General features: G+C 47.8%; 18 protein-coding genes. 10 read left to right on the top strand and 8 right to left on the bottom strand.

Features of this window, described 5'->3' with window-relative positions; genetic code table 11:
- Positions 1-122 precede the first annotated feature (122 nt).
- From C1A02_RS10300 to C1A02_RS10265, 8 genes are all read left to right on the top strand, one after another.
- The gene (locus C1A02_RS10300) at positions 123-896 is read left to right on the top strand and encodes a LamB/YcsF family protein (protein ID WP_101698143.1); all 774 of its coding nucleotides are present in this window, start codon (positions 123-125) and stop codon (positions 894-896) included.
- Between the two features lie 35 nt (positions 897-931).
- Positions 932-2164 (top strand): NRAMP family divalent metal transporter, encoded by a 1233-nt coding sequence (locus C1A02_RS10295; RefSeq protein WP_101698142.1) that lies wholly within the window; start codon positions 932-934, stop codon positions 2162-2164.
- A gap of 13 nt (positions 2165-2177) precedes the next feature.
- Positions 2178-2918: a 5-oxoprolinase subunit PxpB gene (gene pxpB, locus C1A02_RS10290; RefSeq protein ID WP_101698141.1), complete on the top strand. Its 741-nt coding sequence runs from the start codon at positions 2178-2180 to the stop codon at positions 2916-2918.
- Positions 2915-3865: a 5-oxoprolinase subunit C family protein gene (locus C1A02_RS10285; protein WP_101698140.1), complete on the top strand. Its 951-nt coding sequence runs from the start codon at positions 2915-2917 to the stop codon at positions 3863-3865. The genes pxpB and C1A02_RS10285 overlap by 4 nt, the downstream gene beginning before the upstream one ends.
- A 36-nt stretch (positions 3866-3901) precedes the next feature.
- Positions 3902-5260 (top strand): 5-oxoprolinase/urea amidolyase family protein, encoded by a 1359-nt coding sequence (locus C1A02_RS10280; protein WP_101698139.1) that lies wholly within the window; start codon positions 3902-3904, stop codon positions 5258-5260.
- A 37-nt stretch (positions 5261-5297) separates the two neighbouring features.
- The gene (accC, locus tag C1A02_RS10275) at positions 5298-6659 is read left to right on the top strand and encodes an acetyl-CoA carboxylase biotin carboxylase subunit (protein WP_101698326.1); all 1362 of its coding nucleotides are present in this window, start codon (positions 5298-5300) and stop codon (positions 6657-6659) included.
- 94 nt (positions 6660-6753) lie between these two features.
- On the top strand, positions 6754-7539 hold the full coding sequence (locus tag C1A02_RS10270) for a putative hydro-lyase (protein ID WP_101698138.1): 786 nt from the start codon (positions 6754-6756) through the stop codon (positions 7537-7539).
- A gap of 57 nt (positions 7540-7596) precedes the next feature.
- Positions 7597-7821: a biotin/lipoyl-containing protein gene (locus C1A02_RS10265; protein WP_101698137.1), complete on the top strand. Its 225-nt coding sequence runs from the start codon at positions 7597-7599 to the stop codon at positions 7819-7821.
- 197 nt (positions 7822-8018) lie between these two features.
- On the opposite strand, the gene rpoN is transcribed toward C1A02_RS10265, so the two are convergent.
- The 7 genes from rpoN to citC form a co-directional block, all read right to left on the bottom strand.
- Positions 8019-9365: an RNA polymerase factor sigma-54 gene (gene rpoN, locus C1A02_RS10260; protein WP_101698136.1), complete on the bottom strand. Its 1347-nt coding sequence runs from the start codon at positions 9363-9365 to the stop codon at positions 8019-8021.
- Positions 9366-9599: 234 nt separating this feature from the next.
- Positions 9600-10982, bottom strand: coding sequence for a CitMHS family transporter (locus C1A02_RS10255; protein ID WP_101698135.1), 1383 nt, complete (start codon positions 10980-10982; stop codon positions 9600-9602).
- 228 nt (positions 10983-11210) lie between these two features.
- Positions 11211-11804, bottom strand: coding sequence for a citrate lyase holo-[acyl-carrier protein] synthase (gene citX, locus C1A02_RS10250; RefSeq protein ID WP_101698134.1), 594 nt, complete (start codon positions 11802-11804; stop codon positions 11211-11213).
- Between the two features lies 1 nt (position 11805).
- Positions 11806-13356, bottom strand: a complete 1551-nt coding sequence (citF, locus tag C1A02_RS10245) for a citrate lyase subunit alpha (protein ID WP_101698133.1) — start codon at positions 13354-13356, stop codon at positions 11806-11808.
- Between the two features lie 4 nt (positions 13357-13360).
- A complete protein-coding gene (locus C1A02_RS10240) occupies positions 13361-14263 on the bottom strand; it encodes an aldolase/citrate lyase family protein (protein ID WP_101698132.1) in 903 nt (300 codons plus the stop codon).
- Positions 14251-14571, bottom strand: a complete 321-nt coding sequence (gene citD / locus C1A02_RS10235) for a citrate lyase acyl carrier protein (protein WP_101698131.1) — start codon at positions 14569-14571, stop codon at positions 14251-14253. The genes C1A02_RS10240 and citD overlap by 13 nt, the downstream gene beginning before the upstream one ends.
- Positions 14572-14573: 2 nt before the next feature.
- The gene (gene citC / locus C1A02_RS10230) at positions 14574-15599 is read right to left on the bottom strand and encodes a [citrate (pro-3S)-lyase] ligase (protein WP_101698130.1); all 1026 of its coding nucleotides are present in this window, start codon (positions 15597-15599) and stop codon (positions 14574-14576) included.
- Between the two features lie 277 nt (positions 15600-15876).
- On the opposite strand from citC, the gene C1A02_RS10225 reads away from it, so the two are divergent.
- Positions 15877-16611 carry a GntR family transcriptional regulator gene (locus C1A02_RS10225; RefSeq protein WP_243577987.1) on the top strand — a complete coding sequence of 245 codons (735 nt, stop codon included), beginning with the start codon at positions 15877-15879 and terminating at the stop codon, positions 16609-16611.
- Positions 16608-17540, top strand: coding sequence for a triphosphoribosyl-dephospho-CoA synthase (locus tag C1A02_RS10220; protein WP_101698128.1), 933 nt, complete (start codon positions 16608-16610; stop codon positions 17538-17540). Before C1A02_RS10225 ends, C1A02_RS10220 begins: the two co-directional genes overlap by 4 nt.
- A gap of 208 nt (positions 17541-17748) precedes the next feature.
- Here the strand turns inward: C1A02_RS10220 and C1A02_RS10215 are convergent, their stop codons facing one another.
- The gene (locus tag C1A02_RS10215) at positions 17749-18882 is read right to left on the bottom strand and encodes an AbrB family transcriptional regulator (protein ID WP_101698127.1); all 1134 of its coding nucleotides are present in this window, start codon (positions 18880-18882) and stop codon (positions 17749-17751) included.
- Between the last annotated feature and the right edge of the window lie 909 nt (positions 18883-19791).

Raw genomic sequence — 19791 nt, 5'->3', positions numbered from 1 at the left:
ATTTCGTGCATGTTTGACAAAAATAGTGTAGAAAAGTGCAAAAAACAGGTTGGCATGCTTTTTGCTTATATAGTTACACAGCCATATTTGAAATCAATCAATTTTAGAAAGGGGCAAAAGGTATGAACAGAATTGATTTAAACTGCGATCTGGGAGAAAGCTTTGGTGCCTACAAGATGGGCCGAGACGACGAGGTTATTGAGTATATTTCTTCTGCGAATGTGGGCTGCGGTTTCCATGCGGGGGATCCCTGCGAAATGGAGCGTATTGTCAAGTTGGCCAAGCAGAAGGGTGTCAGCGTTGGCGCACACCCGGGTTTTCCCGATTTGATGGGGTTTGGACGGCGAGAGATGAAGGTAACGCCGGCAGAGGCCAAAGCGTACATGAAATACCAAATCGGTGCACTGCAGGCTTTTTGTGTGTCTAATGAAGTAAAGCTGGCTCATGTAAAGCCGCATGGCGCGCTGTATAACATGGCAGCAAAGGACATGGCATTGGCCATGGCATTGGCCGAGGCTGTTTGGGAAGTGGACAAAAATTTGATTTTCCTGGGTCTTTCCGGCAGTAAAATGCTGGACGCCGCACGCCAGGTGGGACTGACTTGCGCCAGCGAAGTATTCGCAGACCGTGCGTATAATGCAGACGGAAGTCTGGTAGCCAGAGGAACCCCCGGGGCCGTCATTCATGATGTGGACGAATGCGTCCGCCGAATTGTGGGAATGGTCAAAGAGAATGTGGTTACTGCTATTACAGGCGAACAAATCTCTTTGAAACCCCAGTCCATTTGTGTTCACGGGGACACAGCAGAAGCGGTTGAGTTTGTGAAAAACATTCGTGACAGCCTGACTAAAGAGGGAATTGAAATTGCTGATTTGGCAGCTTGCACAGGCAAATAAAAACAGGTGGGGAAAAGAGAGGAGCGGATGGATAGATGGGCGCTGAAACAAAAGTAACGGATCCCAAAACTCCGGAAACAAAAACAAAAGGAAAACGCAGCCAAACCATAGGAGCAATCTTTTTGATGGCTGCTTCGGCTATGGGGCCGGGCTTTCTGACTCAGACAGCAAAATTTGTTGACGATTTTCACGGAAGCTTCGGTTTTGTTATTGTTACATCTTTAATACTGTCAATTATTGTACAGCTGAACGTCTGGCGCGTGTTATGCGTATCTGGACTTCGTGCGCAGGATGTTGCCAATAAGCTGGTGCCGGGTCTGGGATATTTTCTGGCGGTATTGGTTTTCATGGGCGGAATGATTTTTAATATTGGAAACGTGGGCGGTGCTGCCTTGGGTCTGAATGCCATGATAGGGCTGGATCTGAAAGCAGGTTACATAACGGCCGGCGTAATCGCAGTTGTTGTGTTTTCGATTAAGAATGCACAGATGGCGGTTGACAATATTGCGAAAGTTTTAAGTTTTCTGAAAATCGGAATTATTTTAGTTGTGGTGTTTATTGTACAGCCGCCTGTGGGCATGGCACTCAAAGAAACCTTTGCACCCAGCAGTGGCATTCCGGCGCTGTTCCCCGCCATTCTAACATTGGTTGGCGGAACTGTTGGCGGTTACATTACCTTTGCCGGTGCTCACCGTTTGATTGACGGCGGCATCGTGGGTATGGAAAACCACAAAAGAATCGTAAACAGTGCTTGCGGCGGACTGGGAATAGCCGTTATCAGCCGTGTTATTTTGTTCTTGGTGGTACTGGGCGTTGTGGTAAAGGGAGCCTCTTTGGATCCCACCAACCCGGCAGCGGATGCTTTTTTACAGGCAGGCGGAGAAATGTGCTACCGCTTATTTGGTCTTTTGCTGTTTGCTGCGGGTATTACCTCTATCATCGGGGCTTCTTATACTTCACTTTCTTTTGTGAAATCCCTGAGCAAAACCATTGATAATCACAGCAAAATCGTAACTGTGATGTTTATCATTATCTCTACTTTGATTATGCTGCTGCTGGGTAAGCCGGCAAATCTGTTGGTTTTGGCCGGTGCTTTAAACGCTTTGGTTCTGCCTTTGGCTTTGGTGATTTGCCTGGTGGCATCCCGCCGCAAGGACATTGTGGGCGAAGAGTATCATCACCCCATGTGGCTGACCATTACTGGCTTTATTTCTGCCATTCTGTTTGCCTATTTTGCAGTGGTAGGAATGGGAAGCCTGTTCCATTAAAAGGAGGGATTTTATGTATTCAGAAACAAAGTACTTAATCGCCGGGGATTCCGCTATTGTGGTGGAGTTTGGCGATAAGATATCTCCCCAAATCAATGAAAGCGTGCGCGGAATGTATTTGGCCATTGAGCAGTCTGGCCTGCCGGGAGTGGTTTCTTTAACTCCCACATACCGTTCTCTGCTGGTGCAGTATGATTCGCTGATCGTACCCTATGCAAAAATGCTGGAAGAACTCAAAAAGCTGGAAGGCAACCTGAAAACCATGGAGCTTCCCGAACCCAATGTGCTGGAAATTCCCACTTTATACGGCGGGGAATGCGGGCCGGATTTGGACTTTGTGTGCCAGAACAGCGGGCTGAGCAAAGAAGAGGTTATCCAGATTCATACTTCCCGCGAATATCTGATTTACATGTTGGGATTTGCACCCGGGTTCCCTTATCTGGGCGGCATGGATGAAAGAATTGCCACCCCTCGCCTGAAAACACCCCGCACGAAAATTAACAGCGGATCTGTGGGAATTGCCGGACAGCAAACCGGAATTTACCCCATGGCCAGCCCCGGGGGATGGCAGCTGATTGGCCGGACACCCATCCTTCTTTATGATCCGATGCGCAATCCTCCTATTTTGTATAAGACCGGGGACTATCTGAAGTTTATCCCCATCGATGAGCAGGAATATGAAACAATCTGCAAACAGGTGGAAGAAGGAAGCTATCAGTATAAGCTGTACCCCAAAAAGGAGGCGGGAAAATGAACGCAGTAAAAGTGATTTCACCGGGAGCTTTAACCACTATTCAGGATGCAGGCCGTTTCGGCTATTTACAATCCGGAATTTCGGTATCCGGCGTAATGGATAGTTACAGCCACAGAACCGCCAATTTGCTGGTGGATAACTCACCGGAAGAAGCTGTGATGGAAGTAACCCTGATGGGCCCGATTCTGGAATTCCTTGCGGACACCCGCATTGCAGTAACCGGAGCCAATTTGCAGCCGAAACTCAATAATGAGCCCGTTTCTATGTGGCAGACGATTGCAGTAAAGGCGGGTGACCGTTTGTCTTTTGGAATGATTCAAAGCGGCTGCCGCGCCTATATCGCCTTTGCCGGTGGGCTGGATGTTCCCGTGGTTATGGGAAGTAAATCCACTAACCTGAAAGCTCAGATCGGTGGATTCCAAGGCCGGCAGTTAAAACGGGAAGACATGGTTCCCATTGCAGCTGCTCAACCGGGAAGCCTGTGGGCTGCCAGTGAAGAATTTATTCCGGAATACTCGAAACAAATTACGCTGCGGGTTGTTCTCGGCCCTCAGGATGAGGCGTTTACCAGCGAAGGAATCAGCCACTTTTTGAATACGGAATATCAGGTAACCCCCGCGAATGATCGTATGGGATACCGGTTGGAAGGCCAGGAAATTACCCATAAAAGCGGAGCTGATATCGTTTCTGACGGCATTGTAATGGGTGCTGTTCAGGTTCCCAGCAGCGGACAGCCGATTATTCTGATGGCAGATCGGCAGACCACCGGCGGATACACCAAAATCGCCACGGTGATTTCATCAGATTTGCCCTTGCTGGCTCAAGCGCAGGCCGGCACAATGATTCGGTTCCAGCAGGTTAGTGTGGAAGAATCCCAAAAACTGCTGGCGGAGTATCAGGATAAGATTCATGCCTTTGCGCGCAGCCGCCGCCCGGTTACCGGCTGACGCTGCGCTTTCCGAAAGGAAAAGGAGGGGCAAAGGATGAACAGCATAACCGTACAGAATCCCGGGCTTTTCACCACAGTGCAGGATCAGGGGCGCTTTGGGTTTCAGGAATCCGGAATTTCCCCCGCAGGAGTCATGGACAGCTACAGCCACCAGACCGCAAACCTTTTGGTGGGAAATCATCCCAAGGAAGCAGTGCTGGAGGCGACCCTGACCGGCCCGACACTTTGTTTTCACACAGACTGCCTGATTGCAGTGACCGGTGCAGAGGCTGTGGTAAAAATCAACGGGCGGCCCGCTCCTATGTGGCAGTCACTTGGAATGAAAGAAGGAGATGTGCTTTCTTTTGAACCGGCGCGCCGGGGATGCCGGGTGTACATTGCGTTTGCAGGCGGATTGGATATCCCCGCTATTTTGGGGAGCAAATCGACCCATTGCAAGGCCAGAATGGGCGGAATCAATGGCCGGCCTTTGCAGCGGGGGGATAAGCTGACGCTGAACGAAGCGCCAGAGACTGCCGTGCCGTACAAGGCCAATACCGAACTGATTCCTGATTTTCCGTCCAAAATAGTTCTGCGCGTGGTACCGGGGCCGCAAGAGGATGCTTTTATGCCGGAGGGGATGAAGGCTTTTTGGAACGGCGAGTATGTGGTAACACCTTTGAGTGACCGCATGGGCTGCCGGTTGGAAGGCCCCGCTATCACTCACCGGACGGGAGCGGATATTGTGTCCGACGGCATTGTGATGGGGGCAATTCAGGTGCCCAGCAGCGGCCAGCCCATCATTTTAATGGCAGACCGCCAAACCACCGGCGGCTATACGAAAATCGCTACGGTGATTACAGCGGATTTGCCTTTGCTGGCGCAGGCCAGGCCGGGGGACGCCGTTGGCTTTTGCGAGATCAGTGTGGAGGAGGCGCAGAAAGAAATGTTGGCTTATCAGGAAAAAATCAAACATTTTGAAGATACCATGCAGCCGGTGGGACGGCTGGCTGAAGGCGGACTGTCCATACAGGATGTGATTCAGCTGATGCAGGAATTTCAAAATAGCCAAATTGGTGTGTTTCGGCTGTCAAAGCAGGATCAAGAATTGTATTTAGAAAAAAACAGCGGAACGGAAACCGGCGTAAAACCCAAGGAAGAATGCTGCCGGGAAGAGGAGGGCTGTGTGGTGACCTCGCCTCTTGTAGGAGTGTTTTATGCTTCCAGTGCGCCGGATCAGCCCCCTTTTGTTCAGGTGGGGACTGCAGTGAAAAAAGGGGATCCCCTCTTTGTCATTGAGTCCATGAAAATCATGAACGAAATCCTCAGTGACCGGGACGGGGTTATTACAGAAATCTTGGCCCAAAACGAACAGACGCTGGAATTCGGCCAGCCGATTCTGCGGATGAAATAAAAGCTGCCCGTTTCAGGCAGAGCGGTAGGTGATGGAAATGTTCCAGAAAGTATTGATTGCGAACCGAGGCGAAATTGCGGTTCGTATTCTGCGGGCGTGCGGCGAGCTGGGGCTTGGCACAGTGGCGGTTTGTTCAGAGGCCGACCGGAAAGCCCTGCATGTTCAGTTGGCGGATCAATCGGTTTGTGTGGGACCGGCTGCGTCTGCGAAAAGTTATTTGAACATGGATGCGATTTTGTCCGCGTGCAAAATTACCGGAGCCCAGGCGGTACATCCGGGTGTGGGATTTTTAAGCGAGAACGCAGAATTTGCAGAACGGTGTGAACAACAGGGCATTTGCTTTATTGGACCAAAGCCCCAGGTGATTCGCGCGATGGGGAATAAGGCCAGTGCCAAACGCGCTGCAACGCGGGCGGGCGTGCCTACGGTCCCCGGATCACCGGGAGTGGTTTTGGATCGGCAAGAGGCCGAAAAGTGTGCGGAAAAAATCGGGTACCCGCTTTTGATTAAAGCCTGCGCCGGAGGCGGCGGGCGGGGAATTCGGCAGGTGGATTGTGTGGAACAGCTGCCGGAAGCCCTGGCGATTACCCGGGAGGAAGCAACGCGCTTTTTCGGATGCGGAGATGTGTATCTGGAAAAGAAACTGATTCACCCCCGGCATGTGGAAGTGCAGGTTCTGGCGGACAATTTTGGCAATGTGGTTCACTTGGGAGAACGCGATTGTTCTTTGCAGCGGCGCCATCAAAAGGTGCTGGAAGAATGCCCTTCCCCTAGCGGAACCATGACCGCCCAGATACGCGAGAAAATGGGAGAAGCCGCCGTGCGTGTGGCGCGGGAAGTCGGCTATACGGGTGTGGGAACCGTGGAATTTCTGCTGGATCAGGACGGCAGTTTTTATTTCATGGAAATGAACACCCGTGTTCAGGTGGAACACCCCATTACAGAGATGGTTTGGGGCATTGATTTGGTCAAATGGCAGCTGCGGGTCGCTCAGGGCCAGCGACTGGATTTTGCTCAGAAGGATTTGCGCCCCAGAGGCCATGCTATCGAATGTCGAATTAATGCCGAAACTCCCGAAAAGAACTTTGCCCCCTCTGTAGGGACGCTTTCTAATCTTCGTCTGCCGGGCGGAAACGGAATCCGTTTGGACACGGCTGTATATGAGGGCTACTCCATTCCGCCCTATTATGACAATCTGTTGGCCAAACTGGTTTCTTATGCCCCCACCCGAGAGGAAGCCGCCGAGAAAATGCGGCAGGCTCTAAAAGAGTTTGCCGTATCCGGTGTAGACACTAACGCTTTGTTCCAAATGCAGGTTTTGGCCAGCAAAGCCTTTCGAAGTGCTCATTATGATATTTGCACGCTGGAATCTGCCACAGAAGACATTGCCTGCTTGTAGAAGGCTGTGTGATTTTAGCAAAAGATACCTTTCCCCTTGCGTTGTCAGTGATTCGAAATAATTGTTGCCAGCTCACATATGAAGGAGGATTGTTATGGATTTGTTTCATCAGGATCCCAAAGTTGTGCGTCAAATGATTCGGGAGGGAAAGATTACTTCTCCCACCAGCGGAATGTGCGCCGGATATGCTCAGGGCAATCTGGTGGTTCTTCCCAAGGAATACGCATATGATTTCTTGTTATTTACGCAGCGCAATCCCAAGCCATGCCCGGTTTTAGAAGTCAGTGATGTTGGTTCCCGCGAGTTTGCCTTAACGGCACAGGGCAGTGATATCGCAAAAGATATTCCCAAATATCGCGTGTACCGCGATGGCGTGATGCAGGGGGAATATCAGGAAGTTTCTCAGTTCTGGCGCGAGGATTTGGTCAGTTTTCTTTTGGGGTGCAGCTTCAGCTTTGAAGCGCCCATGATTGAGGCTGGAATTGAGATAAGGCATATTACCGAGAATTGCAATGTTCCGATGTACATTACGAATATTCCCTGCAAGCCCGCAGGCATATTCAACGGGCCTACTGTGGTCAGTATGCGCCCGATTCCCCATGAGCAGGTGGTAAAGGCTGTGACGGTGACCGAGCGGCTTCCACAGGTGCATGGCACGCCGCTTCATATCGGCGATCCGGCACATATTGGCATCCGTGACATTCACCAGCCCGATTTTGGCGACCCGGTTCCCATTCAGGAAGGGGAAGTGCCGGTATTTTGGGCCTGTGGCGTTACGCCGCAGGCAGTGGTTATGAATATAAAACCACCATTTGTTATTACCCATGCGCCCGGTCACATGTTTATTACAGATGTGAAGAACACTCATCTGGCAGAATAAATGCAGTGCCGGAGCATGAATCAAAATAAATTTAATGATTAAAAAGGAGATTTTATTATGAGTGCAGAAGTAACTGTTATGAAAGCTGATTTTCCCGGAAAGATTTTGGATATTATGGTTAAGGAAGGCGACAAAGTGGCAGACGGCCAGCCTGTCATTTTGCTGGAAGCCATGAAAATGGAAAATGAACTGGTTGCCCCCAAAGGCGGCGTGGTAGCACAGATTCAGGTAGAAAAAAATACATCAGTAGATGCCGGTCAAATTCTGTTGACCATTCAATAAACCGCTCCATCTATGCTAACAGAGAAAGCCCCGCGGATTTGATTCCGCGGGGCTTTCCCATTGAAGAACAACCACCGGCACAGCCGGTGGTTGTTTCTTTTTTACTTTAGGGATGGCGATCAAAGTAAGGCGATTGTTTGGTTTGAAAAAAGCCGAATGCGATGGCGTAAAACATCCAGCATTTTAAAATGGAAGCCTTAGGCCAAATAACGGCGCTGATCCGAATTCGGAATTCCCATTTCGCATCGGTATTTTGCAATGGTTCTGCGGGAAATTTGGATTCCCTGTTGTTCCAGTGCCTGAACCAAAGCAGAATCGCTCAATGGCTTGGTTTTATCCTCACCGGCGATTAGCTCGCGCAGGATTTGATGAATTTTATTGGGAGAAGCACAGTCCTGGTTTTCCGGCTCAGATAAGCCCGCCGAAAACAGATCTCGAAGTAATACGGTGCCGTATTGATATTGCAAATACTTTCCGCGAATGGCACGGCTGACCGTGGACGGGTGAATTTCCAGCGATTCGGCTACCTGCTGCATTGTCATGGGACACAAGGGGCCCTGGTTGAGAAAAAAGGCTTCTTGCCGCCGCAGAATTTCCTGTGTAATTTTTAAAATTGTATTGCGGCGCTGTTCTACACATTGCATTAAAAACCGGGCTCTCTCTAAATGGCTTTTAAAATAGGTGTTCAGGCTTTGATCGGAAGATGTTTTCATCATTTCAATGTAATACTGATTTAGCTTATATTCGCCCATCCATTTGTCGTTCAGGCTGATATTCCATTCACCGTTTTTCTGCCACGCCATAATATCAGGCACGATGTATTCGGTATGTTCCTGCGGGGCATTCATGACAGGCCGGGGGTTGAGTTTGCCAATCTGCACAATATATTTGCGTACCGCTGCCGTGGAAAGATGAAGCCCCCGGGAAACATTGCTGATTTGACCTTTCAGGATGTCGGGCAAATATTTGCAGACAATGGTGCAAAGAATGGGATCCTGCACTTCTTGCTGCTCCAGTTGCTTTAAAAGACATTCGGACAAGTCTTTGGAGAACACACCGGTGGGCTCCAGTTCTTTTAAATCTTCTAAACAGGATCGCACCATGGATTCCGGATACCCCGAAATTCGTGCAATTTCGCCAGGATCCCACGGAAAAAACCCAGATTCGTCAAGACAGTCAATTAAAAATGGGATCAACTGTTGTTGATCTTCTGTATACCGCTCCCGGTGAAGCTGCATTAAAAGATCTTTTTTCAAAGCGTCAACCGGTTTGGAGGGGATGTCGTTTTTTCGCTGATCGTCCTCGTCCTCCCACACAGAATTATTTTTGCGGGGAGTAGAGCCGGATTCATAAAGAGTATCAATATTAGTAAAAAAATCATCCCGTCCGGTACTGATATGTTCCAGCATAGGATTTTCTGCATATTCATTTGCCAGCAAATCATTCAGTTCCTGATTGCTGCAAGTAAGCATTTGCAGGGACTGCATTTGTCGTTGGGAAAGAAGCTGGCGTTGTTCGTGGATCAGTCTGTTTCCTAGATTCATTGGTTCACCTGCTTTCTTCTTTGATACCATTATATGCTGATTATATTTCTTTTTCAATCAATTCGTGGTGAAGATTAACAACACAGCGAGAAACAAAGAAAAAAGATGTAGCAATATTTTGCAAAAATAAGACGAAATACTTTAAAAAAGCATTGCTTTCAAGCGATAAATCAATAAGAAAGAAAGCGCAGAGTAAAAACCCTGCGCTTCCCGGAGGAGTAAGACGGTTGTTGGCTATTTAAATAAGGGGACAGAGCCGGTTAAAGCGGCCATGCCGATGAAGATGACAAAAATGCCGATTGCCCACTTTGCCGATTCTTTTTGCCATTCGCCCATATCCAGCCCGGTCAGGTTGAGTAGCAAATAAATGAATGCGACCAACGGGCTGAGAAGGTGGAATGCCTGACCCAGAAGGGAAGCGGCACCGATTTCCAGAGCGGTAAATCCATACTGGTAGCCAGCTTCTGCAAATACCGGCAAAACGCCATAATAGAATGCGTCGTTGGAAAGGAAGAAGGTGCCGGGCGCCGAAATGACGGCGGTTACCAAGCCCCAGAAGCGCCCCATTTGGGCAGGAATCAAATAAATCATGCTGGATGCCAAGGCATCGGACATGCCGGAATTGGTGAACAGACCCATGAAGATACCGGCGCCCAGAACCAGAATGGAAACTTGCAGAGCGTCCCCGGCATTATCGGAAATACGCTGTTTTTGGTCTTTGATGCTGCGATAGTTAATCAGTACAGCCAAAGCGGTTCCCATCAGGAAGATAAAGACAGGGGGGAACGTTCCCAAAATCAGCATAACCACGGCGCCGATGGTCATAACTGCATTAACCCAAATTAGCTTCGGGCGCTTGAGTGCTTCTTCTTCCGGAGAAGATGGCTGTGTTAAAGCCAGAATGTCTTCTGCACTTAGAGTTTGGATGCCGACACGCTTGCGTTCTTTTAGACCCAGATAATAAGCCACGGCCATAACGTACAAAATGGCGATGCCCATTCCGGGGATTAATGCATTTAGAATGGCCTGCTCAGAAACGGAATCTAAAACAGAGAGCACGCGTGCGGTGGGGCCGCCCCAGGGAAGCAGGTTCATGATGGTGTTCATCAGGATTAAAAGAACACCCAGATTCATCATTTTCAGACCCAATTTTTTATAGATCGGAATAAATGCAGTACATACAATCAGTGTGGTAGTGGTGCCGTCCCCGTTAAGGGACACCATGGCAGAAACCGCAGCGGTTCCCATCAAAACCCGAACCGGATCCCCTTTGGCAAGCTGAATAAAGAATTTTGTTACCGGGTCAAACAGGCCCACATTGAGCATGATGGAGAAAAACAGGATGGCGAACAGCAGCATGATGGCTGTGGTGGAAGTCTTAGATAAGCCACTGACGGTCCAGTCGCCGATGATGCGAACCTGATCCCAGATGGTAACATCAGAAACGGCAATTTCTTTTGCCTGTGCTACCCGTTCTCTGTAAGCGCCAGCAAGGGAGCCCACCAGTGTAAAAGCGATAGGAACCAGAACCAGTGCGGTAAATGGCTGCATTTTTTTGGTCATGACCAAGACAAGGAATACAATGATCATAGACCATGCCAAAATGGTTAAAAACATAAGCACATCCTCCTCAAAAATAGGGTGAGAAATTGCTTCCTCTGTTTCGCGGCCAAGCCGTATCCAGGCGCGGTTTGAAAATCTGCCTGACTGCGCATGGAGCTTTTTAGCGAATAAGAGAAGCGTACGATCAAAAAGACCGTTTGGGATACCGCAAGGCTATGTAGGAAATTCATATCCTGCATGGCCGGAAACAGGCAGAAACAGAGGGAAGAACAGCAGGGGATTTTATTGCTGACACTGCTGTTTTTTTTGGAGATGGACGGCTTCTAATTCTGCCATGTTTTCTTCCAGAAGTTGAATCAGCTGTTTTTGGAGTGTTGAAACCGGGTGAAGCCGTCTGCTGGCGCAGATTTTGGCATCGTTGTCGCAGATCAGGCAGCGCCTGGGCGGATACCCTAATTCCACTCTGCTGCGGCTTCGGATCATTCCTTCTTTTTGATCCAGCACATCGGCGTCGAACAATCTTCCCAGCCTTTGTTCCTCAAATTCGATCATCTTCTGCTTTACCAAAAGGGATTCTTTCGGGATCACCCAAAAACCTTCCGGGCCGGTGGGGAGTTTCAAACACTTTTCATATTCGATATTCCACCGGTTCTCGGCTAGTATTTGAAGCAATTTGATTCTTCCATAATCGAACAACAGCTGGATTCCTTCATTGTTTTTAATGGGGCCTGGAATGTTGCATTTCAGCGAAATTACCGCATCTTGGGGATAACGCCGGAGTAATTCCTGAACGAAAGATACCCGGCGTTCCCGATTTTCCAGAACTTCTTCCAGTTCCGGTTTGGTTCCGTCTAAAAATAGATTTTTTGCGTTCATTTCAGCGTTTTACCTGTCGAACCGCGTCAATAAGGCTGCCGTCCCGGTATTCAATCAGAGCAACAATTCGATCTTCGTACTGAATGGGATCTGGCGTGCCGGCCATTGCATAGGCTTTTTTCTGAAGATCTTGTATGCTGTATATCGGCACACCGGAGTGCTTCATGGCTTGGCACAGATCTTGCCGCCGGGGGTTGACGGCAATTCCAATTTCAGTTACGACTACGTCAATGCCTTCTCCCGGGGTAATCACAGTGTTGACCTTTTCGACAATGGTGGGGATTCTCCCGCGCAGAAGCGGGCAGAGAATCAGGCTGAGTTTGGAACCGGCTGCGGTGTCGCAGTGACCTCCGGACGCACCGCGGATAACACCATCGGAACCGGTCATTACATTGACGTTAAAGTCGGTATCTATTTCCAGAGCGGAAAGCACAACCACATCCAACAGGTTAACTGCCGGGCCTTTATTGCCGGGGTTTGCATAGAAGGAAGCCGAAATTTCATAATGGTTTTCGTTTCGGGCAATGGAAGCAGCTGCTCCCTTGTCAAAGCTTTGGGTGTCCAGAATCTTTTCAATCAAGCCTTCTTCCAACAAATCCACCATGTTGCTGGTGATGCCGCCCAGAACGAATCCGGCTTTGATTTGTTTTTCACGCATTTCATCCGCCAAAAAACGCGCCAATGCCAAAGTGGAGCCGCCGGAACCGGCCTGAAAAGAAAAGCCTTCTTTAAAATAAGGGGAGGCGGTGATCACCTTACAGGCGTTCTGTGCAATTAAAAGTTCTTTGGGGTTGGAAGTAAAACGGGTTGCGCCTTTTGCAATGCCGTCGGGATTTCCGATGGCATCCACTTTCACTACGTAATCTACCAGATTCTGCGGGATGCTGATGGGGGTATTGGGGTAGCCGGTGAGATGATCGGTGATAATGATCACTTTGTCGGCGTATTCTGCATCCACTTTGGCATAGCCAAGAGATCCGCAGGCAGCGGTTCCTTTGGAACCGTTGGCATTTCCGTATGCATCGGAGCTGGAGGCCCCCAAAAATGCCACATCAATGTGAATCTGGCCGGATTCAATGGCTCTGGCACGACCGCCGTGGGAGCGGATAACCACGGGTTTTTCCAGAATCCCTTCGGAAATTGCCTGCCCCACCTTGTCGCGCAGGCCGCTGCTGGTGATTTCGGTGATAACACCATTTTTGATTTGCTCAATCAGCGGCTCGTGAATATTGGAAATGGAGCTGGCGGCCAGCTTTAAATTTTTAATACCCATGGCGGCGATTTCCGCCAATACCATATTTAAAACATAATCCCCTTCTCGAAAATGATGATGAAACGAAATAGTCATGCCGTCCTGAAGGCCGGATTTTTCAATCGCCTCCCGCAGGGAGCCCACCAATTTGGTTTCACCGGGGAATATGGGAGCGGCTTTGCCGGATGCCCTTTGATAGGGTTCTTTTCGGGCGAATTGCCCCTGAAACACGCCGTATTGTTCCGCGTATTCTTTGGGAATTTCACGGCCTACTGCATTTTTTACCGTAGAATCTGCCATTGCGTTAACCCTCCTGTTCTTCCTGCCCAGTGTAAACGCCGGCGGCTTTTGCCAGCGCCAAAACGCGTTCTGCGCGTTCGACAATGGGCTTATCAATCATTTTGCCGTTGAGGGCAATAACTCCGGAGCCTTTGGAATTGGCCTGTTCAATTGCTCGAATGATATCCAAAGCCTTTTCAATTTCTGTCTGGCTTGGGGTAAAGACGGAATTCACCACAGGGATCTGTCGGGGATGAATGACGGATTTTCCGTCAAACCCCAGTTGGCGAATCAATTCCGTTTCACGGCGAAGAGTTTCTGAATCGTTAATATTGGAGAAAACGGTGTCGAGCGCAGCAATTCCGACGGCCCGCGCCGCATGGACTATCATGGATCGGGCGAAGAAAATTTCTTGGCTGCCCCGTTCCGGGTATCTTCTGGTTTTCATGGCAGTCACATAGTCTTCAGCACCCAAAGCAATGCCAATGAGCCGGGGGCTGGATTGTGCAATCGAAAGTGCGTTCAGAACGCCCCGGGGATCTTCAATAGCCGCCATCATGCGGGTGGAACCCGTTTCGCGTCCGCAGGCTTTTTCGGCTTCTAAAATAACCTCTTCGGTGTCCAGAACATCTTGGGCACTGGTGGTTTTTGGAAGTCGAATTACGTTGATTCCTGCCCGCACCATGGCGTGTACGTCATCAATTCCTCCGGAATCCAAAGAATTGATGCGTACGACGGTTTCGGTAGAAGAAAAATCCAAAGTTTTTACAGCCTGAAATACTAAGAAACGGGAAGTATCTTTCTCTTCAATGGAGATGGAATCTTCTAAATCAAACATGATGGAGTCGGCGCCGTACAGAATGGCATCCCGCAGCATACCGGGGTTGCTGGCCGGCAGGAACATCATGGTTCTTCTCAAACGTTCCATGAATCAATCGCCTCCCAATCATACTGTTTGGTAATTCCGCACGAGCGGTGAACTACTGCGATGGTTCTTGCGATGATGGTGCAGTCCAGTGCGCCTTTATCCACCACGGTAAGCTTTGCTTTTGTAATTCCCATGTTATGAAGTGTGGTTTCAATGGTTTGACGGATTTGACGGCCATACTGATGTTCCACACTGCTGGTCAGGTTGATTTCAATTCCTTCACTGTCACCTGCATCAATCATGATTTGAATATCCGAAGATTCCAAAGTGCCGGCGATGGCAGGGGTTTTCATTTCGTACATCGACATTGCTATCCCTCCTGTTTCAATTTTTGAATAAGCGCTTTTCCTTCTGGCGAAGTCAGATAAGCGAAAGTTGTTTTTGGCAAAAGAGGTTTGGTTTCTTCTGTTTTACCGGCGGCCAAAAGCGCCCGAACCCGAGATGCGCTGATGACGATTCCGCCTTGCTCCAGCCGGGGAATGATGATAAAGTCAATGGATCCTTCAAAGATTTCTTTCATCGATTCATTGTAAATTCGGGTTACTTCAGAAAGCGGTTCTTCGCCAACATATCTTCGTGTTATTCCCACAGCGGGAGCAATATGATCCCGGAAGATAACAGCATCCAGACTGGCTTGAATTTTTGCGACCTGTGAATCTTCTTTTAAAAAGTAAGACGGAAAGGTCTTGGATGAAACCATGTAGTCCCCGGTGGGGTGAACTTTTACATTTGGAAGGTGATGAACCCCTTGCCGAACCAATTCTAAGCGGATATCGGCCGGAAAGGCAGACAATTCTTCGGAAAGTACAAAAACATGGAGGGCTTCGTTTTCTTTTGCGGCGTATTCAATCAGATGTTGATGCCCAAGAGTAAAAGGATTGGCATTCATCACAATTCCGGCGGCCTGACCGGGAATCCGCTGTTTTTGAAGATCTTTCAGGTATTCGGGGAAACCGTGAATCGCTTTTTCCAGAAAAACCAGCTGATTTTCTACTCGGGCCAGTTCCCGAAAGCCAAGTTCCTGAAAGGAGCGGGATGACTGGGGCTTGGTGTACACATAACAGGAAGAATATCCGTTGCCGACTACTGTGCTGAGCAGATGGGAAAGCAAAATACTGACGGCTTTTCCCCCTTGATGTTCTTCCTGAACTGCTACGCATTTGATAATATTTTGATACAGCGACCCGGTTGCCACCAGCTGGTTTTGCTGATACAGACCAGCACAGTAAGAAATGCTTTGTTCCGGACGAATTCCGCAGCTGCGCAGAAGACTTTGCCAAAGCTCTTTTTGACGGGAGTCCTGATGGATCCATAGCTGTCTGATTTCATATTCCATGGTTACCGCTCCTGTTCTAAAAACAGATGCGGACATCGAAAAACAGTGCCCATGTTAATGGGATGTTTTTTCCATATCCGCTGAATCATCACTAGTTTTCGTGTTTTCTATCGTATGTCTATATGCACATTATACATTGAATCTTGCGTATTGAGGTGTGCTTTTGCTGTGTTTACTGTTTTTTTGCTGTTTTTTTGCACGATTTACACTTCTGAATTGCAATTGACAAATAATGGAGTTTGCCATTATAATAGGGAAAATAGAAGGCGGTGGTTTCGTGCATGAGTATTTAGGCCGGCTGGTTCAAATTATTAATCTTTCTCAAAACAGGCCTTTGAATGACATTGTATACGAGGGCCTTCGCAAAGCCATTATTCAAGGCGTTATTCCGGTGGGCGAACGCCTGAATGAAAAGGTGTATTCTGATTATATGAACATTAGCAGAACGCCGATTCGCAATGCCATCAAACGGCTGACCGAAGAAGATTTGGTGGAGTATATCCCCAAATACGGCGTGGTCGTCAAGCGGGTTACGGTGGAGGATGCAGAAGAGATCTATCAAATCCGTACGGCTCTGGAAACCATGGCCACCATTGCGGCGATGGAGCGAATGACTGAGGAAAATCACCTGGAAATGCAGGAACTTTTAAAAAAGACAGAGATTGCCAACGAACAGGGTGAAGTTCAACAGGTTATTAAGTATTTTTCCGAATTTAATTCCATGATATACCGTTTTTCCCGTATGCAAAGATTGGAAGCAGTGGTCAGTAAAATGCAGGAGTATGTTGTTCGTTTTCGGAACATCTCTTTATATGACGATGATCGGCGTAGCCGTGCTTTGAAAGAGCACGGGATTATTTATCGGGGCATGCAGATTAAGGATAAAGAATTAATTTCTCTGATGGTGGCAGAGCATATTGATCTTTCAAAGCAGTTTGTGCTGAAAGAAATCATTCGTTCACAGGATAACATGAAAGCGGATTTGAAAGATTTGTACCGGAGGATGGAATGATTCGGCACAGCCGCCCAGAAGGGCGGAGAAAAAAATCCAGAAGCCTGCAGACTGCCCGGCAGGAATATTGCAGTCGGATTTCTCAGATTGCAGTGAAGGCTCTTTTGTATGAAGTGTGCATTGCGCCAAAGCCCGGATTAGTGGATCGACTAAATAACGGTGCCCATCAAGATATGGACATATACACTTTTTTGGACAGCGCTTGTGCGCTGTCTGGCTATTTTCGCGAGATTACAGAGCAAGGAATTCGGCTGCAAAGAGTTTCACCGGAACATCTGCTGCCCTATTTACAGCGCTTTGGTGTTTTGGCGGAACAAGAAATGTTTCGTGCAACCGGCGAAGTAAATACCCACAAAGGAATTGTTTTTTCTATGGGGATTCTTTGTGCTGCCGCCGGACATTTGTATGGGAAGACGCGGCGGGTTTCCATTGCGGAATTGTTAAGAGTATGCGGGGAAATTGCAGGACAGGCACGCCCGGCAGAGGAAAGGGAAAAAACAGCCGCTACCAACGGGGAGCGGCTGTATCAGAAATATAAAATTGAGGGCGTTCGGGGTGAAGTGTTTCGGGAGTTTCCTTCGGTGCGGCTACATGGATTCCCGGCATTTTGCCGGGCAATGAAAAAGGGCTGGGATATCAACTCTGCCGGTGTTTACGCTTTATTTCATATCATGGCCCATTTGGAAGATACCAACCTGATTAGCCGCTCCAGTTTAGAAACCCAGATGCAAATTCAAAAAAAATTGTGTGAAATTCTGCAAGATGACAGCTTGTCGCCACAAGAGGTTTTGCATCAGGCAGAGGAAATGGACAAAGAGTTTATCCGTTTGAATATTAGCCCGGGGGGCGCGGCGGATATGCTTTCCATTACACTGATGATTTGGTTTTTGCAAAAGGAGCTGCCAGAGTATTTTGGCGAGTTTGATTGAAAGATATGCTAAAATATTTTTGATTGATCAAAAAGAAACCCAGCTTTCACCCTTCTTTTTGAAAGGCGAAAAACTGGGTTTTTATGAATAAAAAATTATCTGACCTCTTCAAAATGCTTTTGGAGGCTGTGGGCAACACGGCCGGGCAAAATTTGTGTCAGTGGAATTTTTCGGGAACGAACTATGTTTTTGGGAGAAAGTGGAGATGTTAGGCAAACAATTGAGCCATAAACGGCATCAGGCAGATGACTGTAATCAGGCGGAAGGAATGCATCATTACAATTTTGGGCGTATCCAGCCCCAGTTCTTCGGCAATCAGGCCCATTTCGACAATACCGCCGGGGGTACAGCAGAAAAGTGCGGTTGCTTTGTCCATGCCGGTGAACCGGTGAATCAGGTACGCTGTTGCAAAGGACATCACCATGACTTCAATAATCATAATCAGCATCGGAATGAGAAGTCCGCCGATGGTCAGCCAGGTTTCCCGGCTGATTTGGCTGCCGATGTAGCAGCCGGCCAAAATTCGGGAGGCTGCCTTTATAAAGGATGGATAGGTTACCATATCGGCGGTTAGATTTAACAGTACAGTTGCCAGAATGGCGCCGATGATGGCTCCGGCGGGCACGCCAAGCGCACGAAGGAACAGTGCGCCCATGGTTGCAGCGAGAAAAGAACAGACGCAATTTCGGACGCTTTTCCAAGTGATTATTTGATAAGAGGCAGCGGATGGCGCCTCCGATTGGGAGGGTAAGACCGATAGAGAATCTGGTGCAGCCAGGTTTTCTGGCAAAGCTGCAGCAGATCGGGAGCCGGGAAAATCGGAAAGATACAATTTTTTAATCAGATTGGGGAAGAACACCACAACCACAATAAACCGAAATAATTGAAGAATCATCACTTGATCAGTGCTGGCCCCGAAATCCACAGCGACTAAGGCCAAATCGGACATGCCGCCAGGGGCACAGGCGAACAAAGAGGTGATAAAAGAAAGAGCGGAGAATCGATCCATCAAAAATGCAAACACAATATTCAGCGCCAATAACGAGGTCAAAAGAATCAGCACCGGTTTTCCCATGGTGCGAAGTTCCTTGAGATCAGAACGGGAAAAGCGGCTGCCAATGACCAGCCCCGAAAGGATTTGCACGGCTACCCGAAGATTAGGTGGGTATAGAACTGCGTGCCCTACGACTGTATTCATCAGAGCTACCGCGAACAAGGCGCCGATCATGGTGCCCGCAGGAATTCCCTTTTTCTTTCCGATGAAACCACCGGCAGCACCTGCCAGATGGGTAAGCAGCAAATACAACCAATCATTCCCCCAATTCGCTTCTTGCACAGCCATAGAGAGGTATCACAGCTATAAATTATGAAGTGGTGTTTTCAAAATCGCTGTATAATCGGTACAAGAAGATATTCATCTTTTTAGAAATTAAATCAGAGCGTTTAGCTGAAACAGCTTGTTGCTCAAAAGAATGCTATGTTGCAGTGGAAAAGGCCAAAAGTTTTTCTTCATGGGATATGCTTCTGCGGCAATAAGTATAGCACAATGAAAGCAGAATGCAAATTTTTCTGGGGAAAATTTTCAGATGAAATCCTTTGCGGTTTAGTGTGGTTTAAAAATCTTGGGTGTTGGTGCTGTTGTTTGTAAGATATTCAAAAAAGGTCCTGTGTTTTTGCATTCTTTTTTCACGATAATACAGGCTGAATGATTCGTGGCTTTATTTTAATTAATAGCAAGGCTTTTTGCAGCTTGAAAAAATAAACTTGCCTAATTTTATATATTTTTTTGAAATTTTAAAAAGAACTATAAATTTTTGAATTCTTTTTCTTTGTTGTGTTCAAAATTTCTTTTGAGCTGCATAGAAATGAAGAAGACTATTTTTCGAAAGAAGAAATAGATGAAAAAATACTTAAAATAAATTATATTTGATTTATTTTGTATTTATTTGTATTTCGTTCTAAAATATTTCTATTAAATTTTAAAAATAGATTGACAAATTGTGAAAGATTCCATTATAATCCTTTTAAATGAAAATAAATCGGATAACGGGTTTTAAGGTGCAGACAGTTTGATATTTATCGGCAATCCTTTGGTAGAAGAGCTTTGAGAGAAGGAAACTGGTAAATAAAAAACAGTTGGGCTAATGCATGATTTTTATTTATTGGGGCCGGATATCCTCCGGCTCTGCTCGTAAAGGGAATCCAATGTTTTGCATTTTTTGATGCAATTCAGAGGGTTCCTGTTGTTTTT

This window comes from Clostridium minihomine (genome assembly GCF_900240385.1).
GTDB classification, from domain to species: Bacteria; Bacillota; Clostridia; order Oscillospirales; family Acutalibacteraceae; genus Faecalispora; species Faecalispora minihomine.
The sequence above is the reverse complement of the archived record's forward strand: the minus strand, read 5'-3'. Positions and strand labels throughout refer to the sequence as shown.

Coding starts and splice junctions, on each gene's coding strand:
- C1A02_RS10300 (WP_101698143.1), top strand. CDS start 123: ATGAACAGAATTGATTTAAACTGCGATCTGGGAGAAAGCTTTGGTGCC.
- C1A02_RS10295 (WP_101698142.1), top strand. CDS start 932: ATGGGCGCTGAAACAAAAGTAACGGATCCCAAAACTCCGGAAACAAAA.
- pxpB (WP_101698141.1), top strand. CDS start 2,178: ATGTATTCAGAAACAAAGTACTTAATCGCCGGGGATTCCGCTATTGTG.
- C1A02_RS10285 (WP_101698140.1), top strand. CDS start 2,915: ATGAACGCAGTAAAAGTGATTTCACCGGGAGCTTTAACCACTATTCAG.
- C1A02_RS10280 (WP_101698139.1), top strand. CDS start 3,902: ATGAACAGCATAACCGTACAGAATCCCGGGCTTTTCACCACAGTGCAG.
- accC (WP_101698326.1), top strand. CDS start 5,298: ATGTTCCAGAAAGTATTGATTGCGAACCGAGGCGAAATTGCGGTTCGT.
- C1A02_RS10270 (WP_101698138.1), top strand. CDS start 6,754: ATGGATTTGTTTCATCAGGATCCCAAAGTTGTGCGTCAAATGATTCGG.
- C1A02_RS10265 (WP_101698137.1), top strand. CDS start 7,597: ATGAGTGCAGAAGTAACTGTTATGAAAGCTGATTTTCCCGGAAAGATT.
- rpoN (WP_101698136.1), bottom strand. CDS start 9,365: ATGAATCTAGGAAACAGACTGATCCACGAACAACGCCAGCTTCTTTCC.
- C1A02_RS10255 (WP_101698135.1), bottom strand. CDS start 10,982: ATGTTTTTAACCATTTTGGCATGGTCTATGATCATTGTATTCCTTGTC.
- citX (WP_101698134.1), bottom strand. CDS start 11,804: ATGAACGCAAAAAATCTATTTTTAGACGGAACCAAACCGGAACTGGAA.
- citF (WP_101698133.1), bottom strand. CDS start 13,356: ATGGCAGATTCTACGGTAAAAAATGCAGTAGGCCGTGAAATTCCCAAA.
- C1A02_RS10240 (WP_101698132.1), bottom strand. CDS start 14,263: ATGGAACGTTTGAGAAGAACCATGATGTTCCTGCCGGCCAGCAACCCC.
- citD (WP_101698131.1), bottom strand. CDS start 14,571: ATGTCGATGTACGAAATGAAAACCCCTGCCATCGCCGGCACTTTGGAA.
- citC (WP_101698130.1), bottom strand. CDS start 15,599: ATGGAATATGAAATCAGACAGCTATGGATCCATCAGGACTCCCGTCAA.
- C1A02_RS10220 (WP_101698128.1), top strand. CDS start 16,608: ATGATTCGGCACAGCCGCCCAGAAGGGCGGAGAAAAAAATCCAGAAGC.
- C1A02_RS10215 (WP_101698127.1), bottom strand. CDS start 18,882: ATGGCTGTGCAAGAAGCGAATTGGGGGAATGATTGGTTGTATTTGCTG.